The 16,008-nt window shown below is 43.9% G+C and carries 18 protein-coding genes; 16 read left to right on the forward strand and 2 right to left on the reverse strand.

Annotation, left to right across the window (positions count from 1 at the left end):
* Positions 1–636: 636 nt before the first annotated feature.
* Positions 637–921, forward strand: coding sequence for a late competence development ComFB family protein (locus tag NRI27_RS00675; protein WP_371389140.1), 285 nt, complete (start codon positions 637–639; stop codon positions 919–921).
* 175 nt (positions 922–1,096) lie between these two features.
* On the opposite strand, the gene NRI27_RS00680 is transcribed toward NRI27_RS00675, so the two are convergent.
* Positions 1,097–1,909, reverse strand: coding sequence for a flagellin N-terminal helical domain-containing protein (locus tag NRI27_RS00680; RefSeq protein ID WP_371389141.1), 813 nt, complete (start codon positions 1,907–1,909; stop codon positions 1,097–1,099).
* 115 nt (positions 1,910–2,024) lie between these two features.
* Between NRI27_RS00680 and NRI27_RS00685 the strand changes: the two genes are divergently transcribed.
* On the forward strand, positions 2,025–2,435 hold the full coding sequence (locus NRI27_RS00685) for a flagellar protein FliS (RefSeq protein WP_371389142.1): 411 nt from the start codon (positions 2,025–2,027) through the stop codon (positions 2,433–2,435).
* 149 nt (positions 2,436–2,584) lie between these two features.
* Here the strand turns inward: NRI27_RS00685 and NRI27_RS00690 are convergent, their stop codons facing one another.
* Positions 2,585–3,361 (reverse strand): enoyl-CoA hydratase-related protein, encoded by a 777-nt coding sequence (locus NRI27_RS00690; protein WP_371389143.1) that lies wholly within the window; start codon positions 3,359–3,361, stop codon positions 2,585–2,587.
* 147 nt (positions 3,362–3,508) lie between these two features.
* Here NRI27_RS00690 and NRI27_RS00695 point away from each other — a divergent pair, with 147 nt between their 5' ends.
* The 14 genes from NRI27_RS00695 to NRI27_RS00760 all read left to right on the forward strand — a co-directional run bounded on the left by NRI27_RS00695 (position 3,509) and on the right by NRI27_RS00760 (position 15,499).
* A complete protein-coding gene (locus tag NRI27_RS00695; RefSeq protein WP_371389144.1) occupies positions 3,509–4,759 on the forward strand; it encodes an EAL and HDOD domain-containing protein in 1,251 nt (416 codons plus the stop codon).
* Between the two features lie 69 nt (positions 4,760–4,828).
* The gene (locus NRI27_RS00700) at positions 4,829–5,674 is read left to right on the forward strand and encodes a DegV family protein (protein ID WP_371389145.1); all 846 of its coding nucleotides are present in this window, start codon (positions 4,829–4,831) and stop codon (positions 5,672–5,674) included.
* A gap of 50 nt (positions 5,675–5,724) precedes the next feature.
* Positions 5,725–7,104: an ATP-dependent helicase ComFA gene (locus NRI27_RS00705; protein ID WP_371389146.1), complete on the forward strand. Its 1,380-nt coding sequence runs from the start codon at positions 5,725–5,727 to the stop codon at positions 7,102–7,104.
* Complete coding sequence (locus tag NRI27_RS00710) at positions 7,104–7,706, forward strand: ComF family protein (protein ID WP_371389147.1); 603 nt, start codon at positions 7,104–7,106, stop codon at positions 7,704–7,706. Before NRI27_RS00705 ends, NRI27_RS00710 begins: the two co-directional genes overlap by 1 nt.
* Before the next feature lie 25 nt (positions 7,707–7,731).
* Entirely contained in the window at positions 7,732–8,145 is a 414-nt protein-coding gene (locus tag NRI27_RS00715) for a TIGR03826 family flagellar region protein (protein WP_371389148.1), read from the forward strand.
* 434 nt (positions 8,146–8,579) lie between these two features.
* Positions 8,580–8,843 (forward strand): flagellar biosynthesis anti-sigma factor FlgM, encoded by a 264-nt coding sequence (flgM, locus tag NRI27_RS00720; RefSeq protein ID WP_371389149.1) that lies wholly within the window; start codon positions 8,580–8,582, stop codon positions 8,841–8,843.
* Positions 8,844–8,866: 23 nt separating this feature from the next.
* The gene (locus tag NRI27_RS00725; RefSeq protein WP_371389150.1) at positions 8,867–9,364 is read left to right on the forward strand and encodes a flagellar protein FlgN; all 498 of its coding nucleotides are present in this window, start codon (positions 8,867–8,869) and stop codon (positions 9,362–9,364) included.
* Between the two features lie 11 nt (positions 9,365–9,375).
* Positions 9,376–10,953 carry a flagellar hook-associated protein FlgK gene (gene flgK / locus NRI27_RS00730; RefSeq protein WP_371389151.1) on the forward strand — a complete coding sequence of 526 codons (1,578 nt, stop codon included), beginning with the start codon at positions 9,376–9,378 and terminating at the stop codon, positions 10,951–10,953.
* 15 nt (positions 10,954–10,968) lie between these two features.
* Complete coding sequence (flgL, locus tag NRI27_RS00735) at positions 10,969–11,886, forward strand: flagellar hook-associated protein FlgL (RefSeq protein ID WP_371389152.1); 918 nt, start codon at positions 10,969–10,971, stop codon at positions 11,884–11,886.
* A 55-nt stretch (positions 11,887–11,941) separates the two neighbouring features.
* On the forward strand, positions 11,942–12,496 hold the full coding sequence (locus tag NRI27_RS00740; RefSeq protein WP_371389153.1) for a DUF6470 family protein: 555 nt from the start codon (positions 11,942–11,944) through the stop codon (positions 12,494–12,496).
* A gap of 59 nt (positions 12,497–12,555) precedes the next feature.
* Complete coding sequence (gene fliW, locus NRI27_RS00745; RefSeq protein ID WP_371389154.1) at positions 12,556–12,993, forward strand: flagellar assembly protein FliW; 438 nt, start codon at positions 12,556–12,558, stop codon at positions 12,991–12,993.
* Position 12,994: 1 nt separating this feature from the next.
* Positions 12,995–13,216: a carbon storage regulator CsrA gene (csrA, locus tag NRI27_RS00750; protein WP_371389155.1), complete on the forward strand. Its 222-nt coding sequence runs from the start codon at positions 12,995–12,997 to the stop codon at positions 13,214–13,216.
* A gap of 439 nt (positions 13,217–13,655) precedes the next feature.
* A complete protein-coding gene (locus NRI27_RS00755) occupies positions 13,656–15,041 on the forward strand; it encodes a flagellin N-terminal helical domain-containing protein (protein WP_371389156.1) in 1,386 nt (461 codons plus the stop codon).
* Between the two features lie 356 nt (positions 15,042–15,397).
* Positions 15,398–15,499, forward strand: a complete 102-nt coding sequence (locus NRI27_RS00760) for a flagellin (RefSeq protein WP_371389654.1) — start codon at positions 15,398–15,400, stop codon at positions 15,497–15,499.
* The last annotated feature ends 509 nt before the right edge of the window (positions 15,500–16,008 follow it).

The raw sequence follows: 16,008 nt of genomic DNA on the forward strand, positions 1-16,008 counted from the left end.
AAATCTTCTAACAACGCATAACTTCTCTAAACGCGGCATACTACTCCGAAACGCCGCATTAATCCGCCGATAGCCGCATAACTCAATGAATAGCAGCAAACCGTCTGCAAGAAAAATCGTTAGTTTGTCAAAAGCCATTCGGCGCGAGCGGGAAATTAAGTTGAAAAGAAATCCACCGCGTTTCACATAGCTCTATTAGAAACGAAATCCGCATACTTTCTCCGAACGCGGCATAAATCTTTCAAACGCCGCAAACTTCACGAAAACACGGCAAAAATCCACAGAACTCGGCAAACTTCTCTAGAACGCCGCATAACGCCTCCAAACACAGCAAACCGCTTGAAAGCAAATCGTTAATTTTGTCAAAACCCATTCAGCGCGAGCGAGAATGCCGGATTATATAAAAGCCTTCCGCGGTTCGATGAGACTAAAATTAAGAAAGCCGCATACTTTCTCCGAACGCGGCATTAAATCTCCTAACAACGCATAACTTCTCTAAACGCGGCATAATCCTCCAAAACGCCGCATAACTCCTACATTTCACTATTTTTCCAATCAGTGATACAATAGAATTATAGTCATCCAAAAATCGCTTGTGAAACGAAAGGACTAGTAGTGTCGTAGGAGGTGCTAATTTTGCCAATCTATAATGTCATGGAGGATGTCGTGCATGACGTATTACATCAATACAAAAAAGAACTCCAACTCACATGTGACTGTCAACGGTGCCATGACGACATTATGGCCATCGCATTGAACCAATTGAAGCCACACTATATTGTCAACGAGCAACATAAGCCATACATACGCGCGGGGCATGTCACGGATCGACAAGGCGTCACCAATATTCTCTCGACTGTCGTAAAAGCGGCGCGAATCGTAACCGACTCCCCACGCTGTGAAAACGGAAAAAAAGAGTAGGTCAGGACAATCCCTGAGCCTACTCTCAGCCTGTTGACAAACGCTCGCATCCGTTGTTGCTCGTCTCGCTCGTCCGCTCATGAACTTTAGTTCTATTCGCGTCTTCGCTCGTCTTCGCGCCTAGGCTGACAAGCGTTTTCAATCAGGCTGAAGAATAATCTATGCATTACTCTTTTCAATTTGAAAACAACGACATGACCCGTTGCACACTTTGATTCACATGTCCGACGAGTAAATGGTCACCTTGCTGGCGAATATCCATTTGAATAAAGTTCATCATTTCTTTCGCCATATCCGTATCTTCAAGCAACGTAAGCGAGCGAGAAAGATTGTTCTCAAATACTAACGCATTCGTCAAATGATGCTCAACCGATTCCATATCAGCCCCGACGCGAGTCAAATGCCCAGAAACCGTTTGAATCGCATCATCAATTTTCGTAATCAATGCATTCGCGTCATCGCGCATGCGCAACGATGCGTTTTCAAGACCAAGTTTCTTCGTACTCACATCGACTAAGTTAATTTTCATCTGCTGTCCAGGATTCGCTCCGACTTGCAAAATGAGCGAAGCGTCCTGCCCTAAAATTTTCTTCGTATTAAACTCCAGCTTTTCCGCCGTATCGTCAATCGCTCCAAGCAAATGGTCAAGTTCGACTTGGCTTGCAGCACGGTCATTCACCGTTAGCGTATCATTCGAACTCATGACTGCCAATTCGCGTGCCCGTTGTAAAAGCCCGTTTACATTGTTCAGCCCTTCATTCGATGCTTCAAGGACGGATAGACCGTCTTGCATATTGCTTTGCGCTCGTGAAATCCCACGGATCTGTGCTCGCATAGTTTCAGAAATTGCTAATCCCGAAGCATTGTCGCTACCTTTCGCAATCTTAACACCGGATCCTAATTTCACTAAGCTCTTTTCAATCTGACTCGCATTCCGTTGTGAACGGTTCGTCGAAAAAGCGATGTGCTCCTGACTCATTACGCGCATCTCTTCACCCCCAATTCCAATAATCAACACTTCTCATTCTTATTATCGGCATATAGCCATTGAAATGAACTGAGAATTGCCGATACTAAAGAAAAAGCGACACGGAGGGATCAAATTGACGACCTCAATGGAAATGGAGAAAGCGATCCAAATTTACAAAGAAGCAAGCACGTCCACATTGTCCATGATGGAATATGTACTCCTCTTACTGAGCGAAATGCAAAAATACATTCAGCAGTGCCAAGTGGCGATTGTAAGCATGGATAATGAAGAGCGCGACAGAACGCTTTCTAAAGCACAAGACTTCCTTTTTGAAATCATGACAACTACAAATCAAGAAACTGTTGAAAGCGAACGGCTTATGACCCTCTACATCCATATGAACCAATGCCTCGTCAAAACACGAATGACGCAATCAGGTGAACTCCTCCCCCACATAGAGCAGCTCACATCCCAGCTCATCGAATCTTGGCAAATCGCCAAACAAGTCACACGCCGCCGCACCTACACAACAGACCAACTGTAAACAATAATGGCGCACTGAACGATTCGGATTGTTAGGAATTTTTCGGGGGACAGGCACCAAAACAATTCCTTCTATTCAGAATAAAACAGGTGCCAGGCACCCGAACAATTCTATGGATTGGGAATTGTGTGGGGGACTGGCACCTTGTTTTACTTACCTTTGAAGACGGGTTTGCGTTTTTCGGCGAAGGCTTGGAGGGCTTCCAGGCGATCTTCGGTTGGGATGGTGATTTCGTATGCTTTCCGTTCGATGGCAAGGCCGGTTTGTAAGTCGGTATTCATGCCGTGTTTTACGGCAAATTTCGCTTGTTGGACAGCGATTGGGCCGTTTGCGAGTAATTGCTCGGTAAATGCATCGACGAGTTGCGGCAATTCTTCTTTCGGCGCGATGTTCGTTACGAGTCCATAACGCAATGCTGCTGTTGCATCCAATCGGCGTGCAGTCAAAATGAGTTCGAGTGCTTTTGCTTCACCGATCAATCTTGGCAAACGTTGTGTTCCGCCAGCACCTGGAATAATGGCGAGGCCTGTTTCGGTCAGTCCCATCACGGCACTATCGACCGCAAATCGAAAGTCGCAAGCGAGTGCAAGTTCCATTCCACCGCCGAATGCATAGCCATTCATCATGGCAATTGTCGGTTGTGATAAGTTTTCAATCATCGTAAACACTTCACCGATTTTATAAATGTTTCGTTTGACGCGTGCTTCCGTCAACGTTTTACGTTCTTTTAAGTCAGCCCCCACACTGAAAGCACGATCGCCAGCGCCTGTAAAAATGACAACCCGAATATCAGGGTTAATCCGAATCGACTCGATAATTTGTCCGAGTTCTGCCATTAAGTCATAATTAAATGCATTCATCGCTTTTGGACGATTCAAAGTCACCCAAGCGACATGTCCTTTTTGCTCTAAACGTACAGTTTCCATACCCAAACCCCTTTTCTACTTAATGTACTCTTTTCAACATATCATTTTTTACAAAAAGCCGCTATGAATATAGCAAGTATTATTATGCAAAAAGTAATAGTTGAAAGTAACTATTTTTGGTATACTCGAAAAAAGAGAGGTGAGAAAATGGAAGTGAATGTGTTTGTAGGTAGACAACCTATTTTGGATCGAGAAGGACAAATTTTCGGTTATGAATTGTTGTATCGGAACAGTGAAGAAAATCGGTTCCCAGCAGTCAATCCTGAAAGTGCAACATTACAAGTTCTCATGAACTCATTTTTATCAATCGGCATCGATAATGTAGCGGAATCCTATAAATCCTTTATTAATTTCTCGGGTGAACTTCTCATAGAAGACATCTTTTCCAGACTATCACCCGCCCGCGTCATTATTGAAATACTAGAAGACGTTGAAATTACGTCCATCTTGATTCATAGAATGAAAGAAATTAAACAACATGGCTACCAATTTGCGTTAGATGATTTTATTATGCAAGATCAATATGCACAACATACCGATTTGTTCGCGTTAATTGATTATGTAAAAGTCGATTTTCTTGCAGTGAACGAGGTGGAACGAAAAAACATAGAGATTTTCATCAAAAAATATCCCCACATCCGGATGGTGGCGGAAAAAATCGAAACGGAAGCACAGTTCTTGGAAGCGAAAGCAAGCGGTTATGATCTGTTCCAAGGGTATTTCTTTGCCAAGCCTGAAATCATTAAAGGGGTAGACATTCCTTCAACATTGAGTTCGCATTCGTACATTTTACATAAATTGAGCGAAGAGGACGCTGACATTGATGAAGTCGTTGAACTTATTGTCCATGACATGTCCATTACGTATAAGCTACTCCGATTCATTAACACGATGCACTTTGGCGTTCCGAAAAAAGTAGGTTCCGTCAAACAAGCAGTCATACTCATCGGATTTGAGCATTTAAAAAAATGGATGCGTATTCTACTCGTCCACCATATCGGCGAACATTCATCATCAGGTCAAGTGAAAGCACTCGTATCTTTCTCACTCACAAGGGCGCGGATGTGCGAGCTCATCGCCAAACGGATCGGAAAAGAAAATAGCGACGAATATTTCTTCGTTGGCATGTTTTCCTTAATGGACGTCATTATGAATAAAAGCTGGGATGACATTTTACCGCTTATCCCGTTCTCGGAAAGCATCGCCAATACGTTAAAAGGCGAAGAGACGGAAATGACGACTGTGTTACAACTAGCGATTGCCACGGAAAAATTGGATTGGTCACAAATACGCAATTATCGTGCACAACTTGGAATTTCTGAGAAAGAGTTAAGTGAGTTTTCTCGCATGTCGATTCGTTGGGCACAACAATTGGACGAGTCGTACGTAGAAGCGTAATAACCGACTGCTTCACCTTTTCTTTTCACTTCCATTTCGAGTAGAATGGATGCAGGAGTTGATATTAAAGTGAAAACTGTAATCGTTACAGACAGTACAGCTTATTTGCCTTCCAATCTCATTCGTGAACTTGGTATTCACATCATTCCGTTGACGGTTACGATTGAAGGACAAGCATATGAAGAAGAAATCGAACTTTCATCGACCGATTTTTATGATAAAGTGCGTGGAGACGGACCGCTACCAAAGACGTCACAACCGCCAATTGGAAAATTCACCGAGCTATATGCACATCTTCGGGAAGAATACGACGCAATCGTATCTATTCATTTATCAAGCGGAATTAGTGGTACATATGCAGGTGCGGTGCAAGCGGGAGAAATGGTCGAAGGCATTGACATACGGCCATTCGATTCGGAAATATCGTGTTACATGCAAGGGTTTTACGTGATCCGTGCAGCGGAGATGGTAAAAGAAGGTGCGACGGCCGACGCGATTATCGAAGCGTTAAACGCTATGAAAAAGACAATGCGTGCGTACTTTATGGTAGATGACCTCGCCCATTTACAACGTGGCGGCCGACTATCCAGTGCGCAAGCGCTCATCGGGGGCCTGCTTCAAGTTAAACCGATTTTGCATTTCCAAGAAAAAGTGATTGTTCCGTTTGAAAAAATTCGCACACGTAAAAAAGCGATGAAACGGATTGCCGATTTAGTAGTGGAAGATGCACAAAAGATGCCATTGGATGTGGCAATCATCCATGCGAATCGTCCAGACGAAGCGGAAGCGTGGCGGGATGAATTGCAGGAACGTCTACCAGATGTTTCATTCACAATCAGTCATTTCGGACCGGTCATCGGTACGCATTTAGGCGAAGGCTCAATGGGACTTGGTTGGGTGGAACGGAAACAATAAGTAGTACGGATGTTAGCTGCCTTACAATACTTGTGAAAGGGGGTGTCGACATGACGAAACAAATGAATCCGGCAATCAGGAAATTCTTGAGTGGTCGCATTTGGTTGCGCATGCACACCCCTTTTGCGTCCAATGAAATCGATGAACAAATCGCCGCCGGCACAATTACAGTGTTAAAAGGAATCCGAACGGAAAACGGCTCGCTCTTCCAACCGAAGCGGCACGTATGCAATCGTTGCGAAAACGATGATGCGTCACGATTTACAACGTTTCAATGCGCGAAATGTGATGCGCCTTGTACATATTGCCGAAACTGCTTAAAAATGGGGCGTGTATCGTCATGTACTGAACTCATTACGTGGACTGGACCCCCGATCACGTATCCAACTGATCACACGCTTGCATGGCAAGGGACGCTCACACCGAAGCAGCAACAAGCTTCAGATGAGTTGCTAGAAAGCCAGACCAAAAGTCTTTCCCATTTACTGTACGCGGTTTGCGGATCGGGCAAGACAGAAATTCTATTTCAACCGATTCATGCGATGTTGCGACAAGGAAAACGCGTTTGCATCGCAGCCCCTCGTGTCGACGTCATACTCGAATTGGAGCCGAGGTTACGCGCAGCTTTTCCACAAACGTCCATCGAAGCACTGTACGGTGGAGCACAACCGTCAATGGAAGCAGCACAGCTCGTCCTTGCGACAACCCACCAACTATACCGATTTACACAAGCGTTTGACGCCATCTTTGTGGATGAAGCAGATGCTTTCCCCTACAAAGCGGATGCAACGCTTCAACGAGCGGTCATGAAAGCGGCAAAGCCTGAAACACCTGTTCATTCTGTCACCGCAACCCCCTCAGACAAACTCCTTCGCGAACGAAAAAAGACAGGTGCCGTGTCAATCATCTACCGTCGTTACCATGGACACCCACTCCCTATGCCGGCTTTCCATTCATTGTGGAACTACGAGAAGCAAATCCCAAAAGGAACATTACCTTGTAAACTCCTACAATGGATAGAAGAAAGAATCGCTAAAAACGAACCCTTTCTACTTTTCTTTCATCACATTGGCTTAATGGAAGTAGCGGAGCCTTTATTCCAAACGATTCATCCGCAAATTCGCTCAGTCCATGCGCAACATCCAGACCGGAAAGAGCACGTTCAAGCATTGCGTGACCAACAAATTCCCGGATTGCTCACAACGACGATACTAGAACGCGGCATTACAATTCCAAATGTACAAGTTGCCGTTGTCGGAGCGGAACAAGCGATTTTCGACAAAGGGGCATTGATCCAAATTGGCGGACGGGTTGGTCGTTCCGCACACTACCCAACTGGCCACTTCACGCTATTCCATAACGGCATTTCGTATGCAATGGACGAAGCGAAAAACGAAATTCGCCGGTTGAATGAAGGAGGAGACATGTAATGCATTGCCTTCTTTGTGATGAAAAAATGAGCGCTACGCCAAGTTGGCAAGCACTTATTGCCATCGAAAAGTCGAGTTTAATTTGTGAAGACTGTTCAAAAACGTTCAAACGTGTCGACATAAAAGATAGGAGCGAAACGATTACAGACATCCATTCGATCTATGCTTACAACGAAGGGATGCGTGCGTACATCCATCAGTACAAGTTTTTGCAAGACGTTGCACTCGCAGCGGTATTTGCTGACGCGTTGCGTGCGGTATTGCAACGGAAAGATGCAATTATCGTGCCGATCCCGATGCATCCGCAAAAGAAAATTGAACGGACATTTGCCCATATCGATGAACTGTTGCATGCAGCGCGCATTCCGTTTGAAGATGTGCTCGTTAAGACGAATACCGATGTGATGGGCGAAAAGACGAGAGACGAACGATTGGCGATGCGCCCTTTATTTACAATGAAACAAGGAACTGATATCCAACAGAAGACGTACATACTCGTCGATGACATTTACACGACAGGTACAACGCTTCAACACGCCGCTACAGTATTGAAAGAGGCTGGTGCTGTACAAGTTGAAGCTGTCACATTAGTACGTGCATAAAATCTAATCATCAGGAGGAAACAGAATGGCAGAAATAAAAGATTGTCCATCATGCGGAAATTTCTTTAACTTCACAGGCATCCGTGATGTATGCGCTAATTGCGCAAAAGACGAAGAAAAACAATACGAAGAAGTATACCGATTTCTTAGAAGGCGTGAAAACCGTGCCGCAACGATCGAACGCATTGTAGAAGTGACAGGCGTTACGGAAACGTTATTACACAAATGGGTACGTAAAGGCCGTTTACAACCGGCACTCTTCCCAAACCTTGGCTATCCTTGCGATAACTGCGGCAAGCTAACGGCAAAAGGGAAACTTTGCGAAACGTGTACAGCTGAATTGAAAAGTGAACTACGTACATTTGACGCAGCGCAAGAATTTAGGGAAGCCGTTACGAAGAATGATACTGGAACGTATTTGGCGGAAAAGAAATTGTGAATCAGGAAAAGGCTGGGATGAACAGTAATAAATGCATGAAGGCAAATTTGTCATCATGCATTTATTACTACTTTCACATTTTTCTCATAATCAAGAGTGGATCGGAGCGGAAAAAGGCCGACTCCTGCGGGATTGTAGCGCGAATGTTGAGACCCCGCAGGGAGCAAAGCGAAGCGACGCGGACGAGGAGGCTCAAGCGCGCCCCGCGGAAAGCGTGCCTTTTGGAGCGCAGAGGAACGGTCTATTAATAGTTTTATCTGAGCCTTTTTCTCTCTGGACGTACGTTTGTCTGCGGTAATCAAGGGAACAATAGCCCTAGGACATCCAAGGCAAAACGCATATATCCCGTTTTCGTTCAAAAGACCCTAAACGTTGTCACAAATCTGCCGAAATAGAGGATAAGCACATACTTTTACTTGAAAGGAGCGAGCGAAGTGAAAATCAATAAAATCAATACGCCAGCGATAAATCCGTATCGTCAAGCACAAATGAAAGCGGAACAGGCGAAGGAGCAACCAAAAGTGAAGACAGATAAACTTGAAATCTCGTCTGAAGCGAAACAACTATCTGAAGTGTCGCCTGTTACCACTAAACGGAATGAGAAAGTACAACAACTCAAAGCACAAATCGAATCAGGAACGTATCAAGTCGATGCGGAAAAACTCGCTTCCAACTTGATGAAGTACTTTAACAAATAATGATAGGAAAGCAGGGCAAAGCAATGAGCATCGACACACTATTGTCCATCTTCGACAACTTGGAAAAACTGCATAAAAGCTTGCTCCGCATCGCAAATGACAAAGCAGCATGCATAAAAGACGGCGATCTCGATGGCATGAACCAATTGCTGAAAGACGAACAGGCACATCTTGCTGCAATCGTACAACTCGAGCAAGATCGACAACAAGCTGTCATCGCCTATTTGGAAGGACATGGATGTCCTCTTCCGAACAACCCAACAATGACAACAATTATTGAAGCAACACCCGAACCGGATAAGAAGCAGCTTGAGGAGGCGAAGGACCGTCTCCTGCATGTGATTCATGAATTGAAATGGCAAAACGACTTGAACCAAAAACTAACGTACCAATCCCTTCAATTCGTGAATCTGTCGCTGGACATGGTCCGCCCACGTCCGGAATCGGCTACGTACTCAAAAACAGAAATTAGCGGTCAAAAAGAGACGAAGGATCTACCAACCTTTGACTCGCAAGCTTAAGGAGGAACATGATGCGCTCCACATTCATGGGATTAGAAACTAGCAAACGCGGTATGTTCACACAACAATCCGCCTTATATACAACAGGACACAACATCAGTAACGCCAACACCCTCGGTTACTCCCGTCAACGTGTTAACATGCAGGCGACAGCCGGCTTCCCAGGTGTCGGACTGAACACACCGACAATGCCCGGATTCCTCGGAACTGGCGTTGAAGCAGGCTCAATTCAGCGAATTCGAGATTCCTTCGTTGACCAGCAATTCAGAGGCGAATCAAACAAACTTGGCTACTGGGAATCAAGAACAAAAGCAATCTCGCAGATGGAAGATGTATTGGCAGAACCATCTGCCTATGGACTTCAACAGTCATTGAGTAATTTCTGGCAGTCATTGCAAACACTTGCCACAAACCCTGAAAACGGTGGTGCAAGGGCAGTCGCAGTAGAAAACGGAGTGGCAGTTGCTGATTCTTTCAACTATATTCATAAGTCCTTATCCGAAATCCAAACCAATCTTGGCAAGGAAATTGGCGTTTCCACAAAAAATATCAACTCAATTTTCAAACAAATTGGGGAATTAAATAAGCAAATTGGCGAAGTGGAACCGAATGGCTATATGCCAAACGATTTGTATGATGCGCGTGATACGTTATTGGATGAGTTAGCAGGCTATCTTCCGATTGAAGTAAGTTATGAGCAATCTGGCGGAAATGCACTCGCGATAGCAGAAGGTACCGTTACGGTGAAGATTAAAACGAATGACCCTGCAAATCCATTTATCACAGTTGTCCAAAAAAATTCATATTCAGAGTTGTCGGCAGTTGGTAATGCCGGAACAGATGCCGATGGAAACCCGCAAGGCCCGATGACGAATTTTACATTTACAGGCGGACCTGCTGATGGCCAAGAAATGTCTGTAAATGATATGCACACAGCCGGTTCACTAAAGTCGCTGACGGATTCGTATGGTTATGATACTGGTCAGCTAGATAGTGATGGGAAAAAGATTATTAAAGGCTTATATCCTGAAATGCTTGCGAAGTTGGATAAGATGGCTAGAGTATTTGCTGAAGAATTTAATGCGGTGAACGTAGCGGGAACAGACTTGAATGGTGAACAAGGATTAGCATTCTTCGTCTCGAAAGATGGACAAGCAATTAATGCAAGTAATATAGGTGTAAATAGTGATATTGAAAAAGATCCGAATAAAATCGCTGCTTCTAGTTCAGAAAAATTAGATCCTGCAAAACCTGAAGTCGGTAATGGTGAGAATGCTAAATTACTAGGAGATGTCTTGTTCAATAAGTTACCTGGATTAGAAGGCTCCAGTGTACAATCCTATTATTCAGGTGTCATTGGTGAACTTGGAGTCCAAGGTGAACAATCAATAAGAATGGCCCAAAACGCCATCACGTTACTCGGTGCCGTATCCAATCAACGTGATTCCATCAGCTCCGTCTCGCTAGACGAAGAAATGACAAACATGATTAAATTCCAACAAGCCTATAACGCATCTGCCCGTATGGTGACAGTCATCGATGAAACACTCGATAAAATCATTAACGGAATGGGCGTAGTCGGTAGGTAATTAGGAGGTAAATAAATGCGTATTACACAATCAATGCTCTCCAACAACATGCTCAGAAATGTGATGTCGAGCTACAGCAAAATGGGCAAACTCCAAGAACAACTAAGCTCAGGTAAAAAAGTGAATCGTCCATCAGATGACCCTGTAACTGTCATGAAAAGCCTAGGGTACGGGATGACAGTCGACAAAGTCGCTCAATACCAAAAGAACTTAGGTGAAGTAAACAACTGGCTCGATAGCTCAGACGATGCACTAGACGGAGTCGGAAAAGTCATACACCGTGCTAGAGAACTTGTCACAAATGCTGCAAACACAGGGACAATGACACCTGAAGACCGTGAAAAGATCAAAATTGAGCTTGAGCAAATGAGAAATCAATTACAAGATCTCGCCAATACAAAAGTTGGAGATAAATATATTTTTACTGGGACGATGACGGATAAGCCTTTGTATGACAATGGATATCCACAATTGAGTACAGATAAAGATGCTGATGGGAATCTAATTGATCCAACTATGCTTCCGACTGGTTTTAAAAAAGATGTGACAATCGAAGTTTTTGACGGCGTAAGTTTAAAAGTAAATACAACAGCTGCAGAAACTTTCAAAGGAATAGATGACTTGTTTGAAGACTTAGAGGCAATTGGCGATGATGGTGCAGGGTTCAGTGAAGCATTGACAAAGATTGATACATTCATGAATGATGTCCTCACACAACGTGCCGACATCGGAGCTCGCTCCAACCGTGCAGAACTTATGAACAATCGCCTTGAAATGCAAGAAGGCGCAGCGAAAAAACAACGATCCGAAAACGAAGACATCGACTATGAAAAAGTCATCACGGACATGATCACCCAAGAATCCATACACCGTGCAGCTCTTTCTGTTGGTGCGCGAATTATTCAGCCTTCGTTAGTAGACTTTTTAAGATAATCAATTATGTTGGCGTTTGGATAATCTCCAAACGCCTTTCCAAAAGGTGAAGCCAATGAACATTCCACAACTCCAAATCCAGACAACGCGCGGCAAACTTGGCCTGCAAATTGATAAACCTGTGCAAGAAATCGAACAACCAAAAGCAACACAGCAAATCGAGCAACCAGCGGCCATCTTGGAAATGTCAACAACACGTCCGCAACTCTCCATCGATACAACCGAAAATCGTGCGGACCTTGATTTGAAAAGTGCGATTCGTCGTGGCGATGAAAACGCCCAATACGGTGTCCAACAGCTAATGGAAGGCATCGCACGACGCGCACAAGAAGGCCAACAACTCGTACGAATCGAAGATGGTGGAAATGTATTAGCTGACCTAAGCAAACAAATTACTGAAATAGACCCTGCGCCGATTGGTATCCGTTTTGTCGGAAATCGATTAAAAGTCAAAACGAACATCACAGCTGGCTCCCTAACAATCAATGCAACACCACAAAAACCAACGCATGACGTACAAGTGAATAAACCAATTCATACATACACACCAGGTAAAGTAAGTGGACATGCCAAGCAATACCCATCCATTCAAATTGATTGGCAAGTGTAACAATAGTCACCTATAGAAAGATTTCTGACTTTTATATTTTCTGAAAAGGAGCGACCGAAATGCAAATCAAAACAAAATTTCATGGCACAATACAAATCCAAACAGACCAACTATGGAACTTTCCAAAAGGATTACCAGGCTTTGAAAACGAAACTACATTCACTTTACTACCAATTGAAGGCAACAACGCATTCCAAGTATTGCAATCCATCAACACACCATCCGTAGCCTTCATCGTTACAAACCCATACACCCTCGTAGATGACTACTCATTCGACATTGACGAGCCAACAATCGAACTGCTCAATATCGAAAAACCGGAAGACCTTTTCGTACTCGGTATCCTAACTGTCAAACAGCCTTTTGAAACATCAACCATCAATCTGCAAGCACCACTCATTTTCCAAATGCACAACCGAACAGCGAAACAAATGATCCTGAATGATAACCGTTTCACAACCCGACACATCATCGGTCACAGCAAGGAGGAAGTCTAACATGCTAGTCCTCTCCCGAAAAACAAGTGAAACGATTAAAATCGGTGACAATATCGAACTACGAATATTAGAAGTAAAAGGGGACACCGTCCGAATCGGAATTGAAGCACCTAAAAACATCGATATCCTCCGTGGTGAACTCGTCCAAACCATCACCGAAACAAACAATGAAGCCTTAATAATAGACCCATCTCTCTTTTCCAGACTTACCAACAAAGATTAATACATTATACTAGCAATACCCACTCCAAAATACCAGATGTCACAAGGCATCTGAAACGCTCTCAGGTGCCTGGTATAAAACACCAATCGTTCTAAAGAAAAGCAGTCTATAAGCGCCGTGTCCTGGGCATCGACTGTCTAATCTACATCCTGTTGACCTAATTGTAGTACCTGGCTCCTGGTCTAGCAAGCAATACTACTACGCATTTTCATTTGATACTAAGAATTAACACAGCGCTAACTAATCTCTATTTTCCAATCTCACAAATCCCACCAATTTTCCTCAAAAACTTTCAAAAAACGCTAAACACCTATTCTACCCATCCGATATTAATAATGTAAGCGTCAGAAAAGAGTTCGGCCGGCTCTTTTCCTTTCGCAAACAAAAAAGCGGTTCACAAGGACGTGAACCAAACACACATTCAAGGAGGAAATTAATCATGAGAATTAACCACAATATCGCGGCTCTTAACACTCACCGCCAACTAGGTGCTAACAACACACAAGCATCTAAAAACCTAGAAAAATTATCTTCAGGTCTTAAAATCAACCGTGCAGGAGACGACGCAGCTGGTCTAGCTATCTCTGAAAAAATGCGTGGTCAAATCCGTGGTTTGGATATGGCTTCAAAAAACGCACAAGATTCAATTTCATTAATTCAAACAGCTGAAGGTGCATTGAATGAAACTCACGACATTCTGCAACGTATGCGTGAACTAGCGGTTCAATCATCAAACGATACTAACACAGCTACTGACCGTTCTGAACTTCAAAAAGAAGTTGACCAACTTGCGCAAGAACTTTCACGTATCAGCAATGATACTGAATTCAATACGCAAAACCTTGCTGGTGGTAACTTCAAGGGAACATTCCATATTGGATCAAACGAAGGACAAAGTATTAATCTTTCAATTAATGCAATGGATGCGGCTTCGTTAGGAGTGGCTCGTGATGTAACAGAAACTACTGGAAATGCTTCTGGAGATCTTTCTAACGTTAAGGTTGGAAATTCAGTTGGTGGCGCGATTGTTGATGGTGCTTCTGTAACTGTAACTCAAGAAGGCGTAGCCGCTACACAATCAACTGGTAACCTCGGTACCGACGCTGATATTTCCGCAACTGCTGGAGGTAAATACGATGGAGCTGCTGGAAACGGTATTAAAGTGCAAATCGTAGCATCTGCTGGAGCAACAGCTGGATCAAGTCTAAGCGGTGATACACTAACAATTACTCTAGATAGCGCCGGTACGTTAAATAAAGCAGCAGTAGATGCTGCTCTTACAGCAGGTGGTTTCGAAAACGATTTTACATTTACAGGAACTGGAACAGTTGCTAATGGAAATAATACGACTTTAGCTACTGGGGCAGATGCTAAGGTTACACTTACATTAAATGATGGTACAAATAATCAAACTGTTGATGTGAAATTAGATGCGAAGGAAGTATCAATTGAAAGCGGTGCTTTTGCAGGATTGACATTTAATGTAACAGGATTAGATTCAACAGCTGTTGCTGGTACAGCTGTTGGTTCCATCGAAATTAATTCTGAGGTTCATAAAGCATCTGCTGCAACTTTTGATGCCAATGGGAAAATGACTAAAGCTGCAGCAAAGGGCGGAATCGATATTTCTAATCAAACTTCTGCGGACTCAGCAATTACTACTATCCAAACAGCAATCGATACAGTTTCTGCTGAACGTTCTAAACTCGGTGCTATGCAAAACCGCCTAGAGCACACAATCAACAACCTCGGAACTTCTTCCGAAAACTTAACTGCTGCGGAATCACGTATCCGCGACGTGGATTATGTCTTAGCTGCTGCGTAAGCAGTGAAAGACACAGTCGTCCTGACTGGTAACGGTCAGTGAGTACGATCGGGTGAATTGCTGGAAACCCCTGAAGCTTTCTTCCCCACAACGTAACTGGAAACGGTAAGCGTGATGGGTCAAAAAGAAGAGAGATTGGGCAATCAGCAGCCAAGCTCCTGTCTCGAAAGAGTGGAGAAGGTTCAACGACTAGGGTATACCATCTACAAGCTTAGGCTCATGATGATGAAACCCATAGGAAACGCAAGACTGAGTACCTTGCCGATCCGAAGTGCCCGACCCCTACCGAGCAATCGAAGGGTGAAGATATAGTCTAGTCATTAGTGAAAGCTAATGTTCGCACGATGGCGAAAGAAATGATGGAGTTCACAAAGAACAACATCTTGACTCAAGCAGCACAAGCAATGTTGGCTCAAGCACAGCAAAGTCCGCAGGGAGTTCTTCAACTTCTTCGGTAATGTTGTACGGGCGTCTTAACTGGTAACGGTTGAGAGCATCACTGGGTGAATTGCTGGAACCTCCTAAGAGCTCTTCTGCCACAGCGCAACTGGAAACGGTAAACGCGACGGCTTGAAAAACGAAGAGATTGGACAATCAGCAGCGAAGCCCCTGTCGGGAAACCGTGGGGAACGTTCAACGACTAGGATATACCGTCTAAGGCAATCGCTATGACGATGAAATCCGTAGGGTGTTACGTGTCGTAACATTCGAAGTGCCCAGCCCCTAAGTGAAGGGTGAAGATATAGTCTGACCTCGTTTAGAAATAACGGGACAAGTCGCAAGCAAACCAACAACCTCAAGGCGTACTTCAATTGTTACGTTAATAAATTCAAAGAAACGTGGTCCGGAAATACTCGGATCACGTTTTTTTATTTTGCCGTGTGAAAATAGACTTCTGATGTACTATTTATAGTGAAGGGAGAAAAGAGTACGACATTTGGTGACCTGAAAATTTATTCATATGTCA

The sequence above is a fragment of the Sporosarcina sp. OR05 genome (assembly GCF_041414805.1).
In the GTDB taxonomy this organism is placed as follows: Bacteria; Bacillota; Bacilli; order Bacillales_A; family Planococcaceae; genus Sporosarcina; species Sporosarcina saromensis.

Bases quoted from the DNA above. Each gene is read 5' to 3' on its own strand.
- NRI27_RS00680 (WP_371389141.1), bottom strand. From the start codon at position 1,909: ATGCGCGTAATGAGTCAGGAGCACATCGCTTTTTCGACGAACCGTTCA.
- NRI27_RS00690 (WP_371389143.1), bottom strand. From the start codon at position 3,361: ATGGAAACTGTACGTTTAGAGCAAAAAGGACATGTCGCTTGGGTGACT.
- NRI27_RS00695 (WP_371389144.1), top strand. From the start codon at position 3,509: ATGGAAGTGAATGTGTTTGTAGGTAGACAACCTATTTTGGATCGAGAA.
- NRI27_RS00705 (WP_371389146.1), top strand. From the start codon at position 5,725: ATGACGAAACAAATGAATCCGGCAATCAGGAAATTCTTGAGTGGTCGC.
- NRI27_RS00710 (WP_371389147.1), top strand. From the start codon at position 7,104: ATGCATTGCCTTCTTTGTGATGAAAAAATGAGCGCTACGCCAAGTTGG.
- NRI27_RS00715 (WP_371389148.1), top strand. From the start codon at position 7,732: ATGGCAGAAATAAAAGATTGTCCATCATGCGGAAATTTCTTTAACTTC.
- NRI27_RS00725 (WP_371389150.1), top strand. From the start codon at position 8,867: ATGAGCATCGACACACTATTGTCCATCTTCGACAACTTGGAAAAACTG.
- flgK (WP_371389151.1), top strand. From the start codon at position 9,376: ATGCGCTCCACATTCATGGGATTAGAAACTAGCAAACGCGGTATGTTC.
- flgL (WP_371389152.1), top strand. From the start codon at position 10,969: ATGCGTATTACACAATCAATGCTCTCCAACAACATGCTCAGAAATGTG.
- NRI27_RS00740 (WP_371389153.1), top strand. From the start codon at position 11,942: ATGAACATTCCACAACTCCAAATCCAGACAACGCGCGGCAAACTTGGC.
- fliW (WP_371389154.1), top strand. From the start codon at position 12,556: ATGCAAATCAAAACAAAATTTCATGGCACAATACAAATCCAAACAGAC.
- csrA (WP_371389155.1), top strand. From the start codon at position 12,995: ATGCTAGTCCTCTCCCGAAAAACAAGTGAAACGATTAAAATCGGTGAC.
- NRI27_RS00755 (WP_371389156.1), top strand. From the start codon at position 13,656: ATGAGAATTAACCACAATATCGCGGCTCTTAACACTCACCGCCAACTA.
- NRI27_RS00760 (WP_371389654.1), top strand. From the start codon at position 15,398: ATGATGGAGTTCACAAAGAACAACATCTTGACTCAAGCAGCACAAGCA.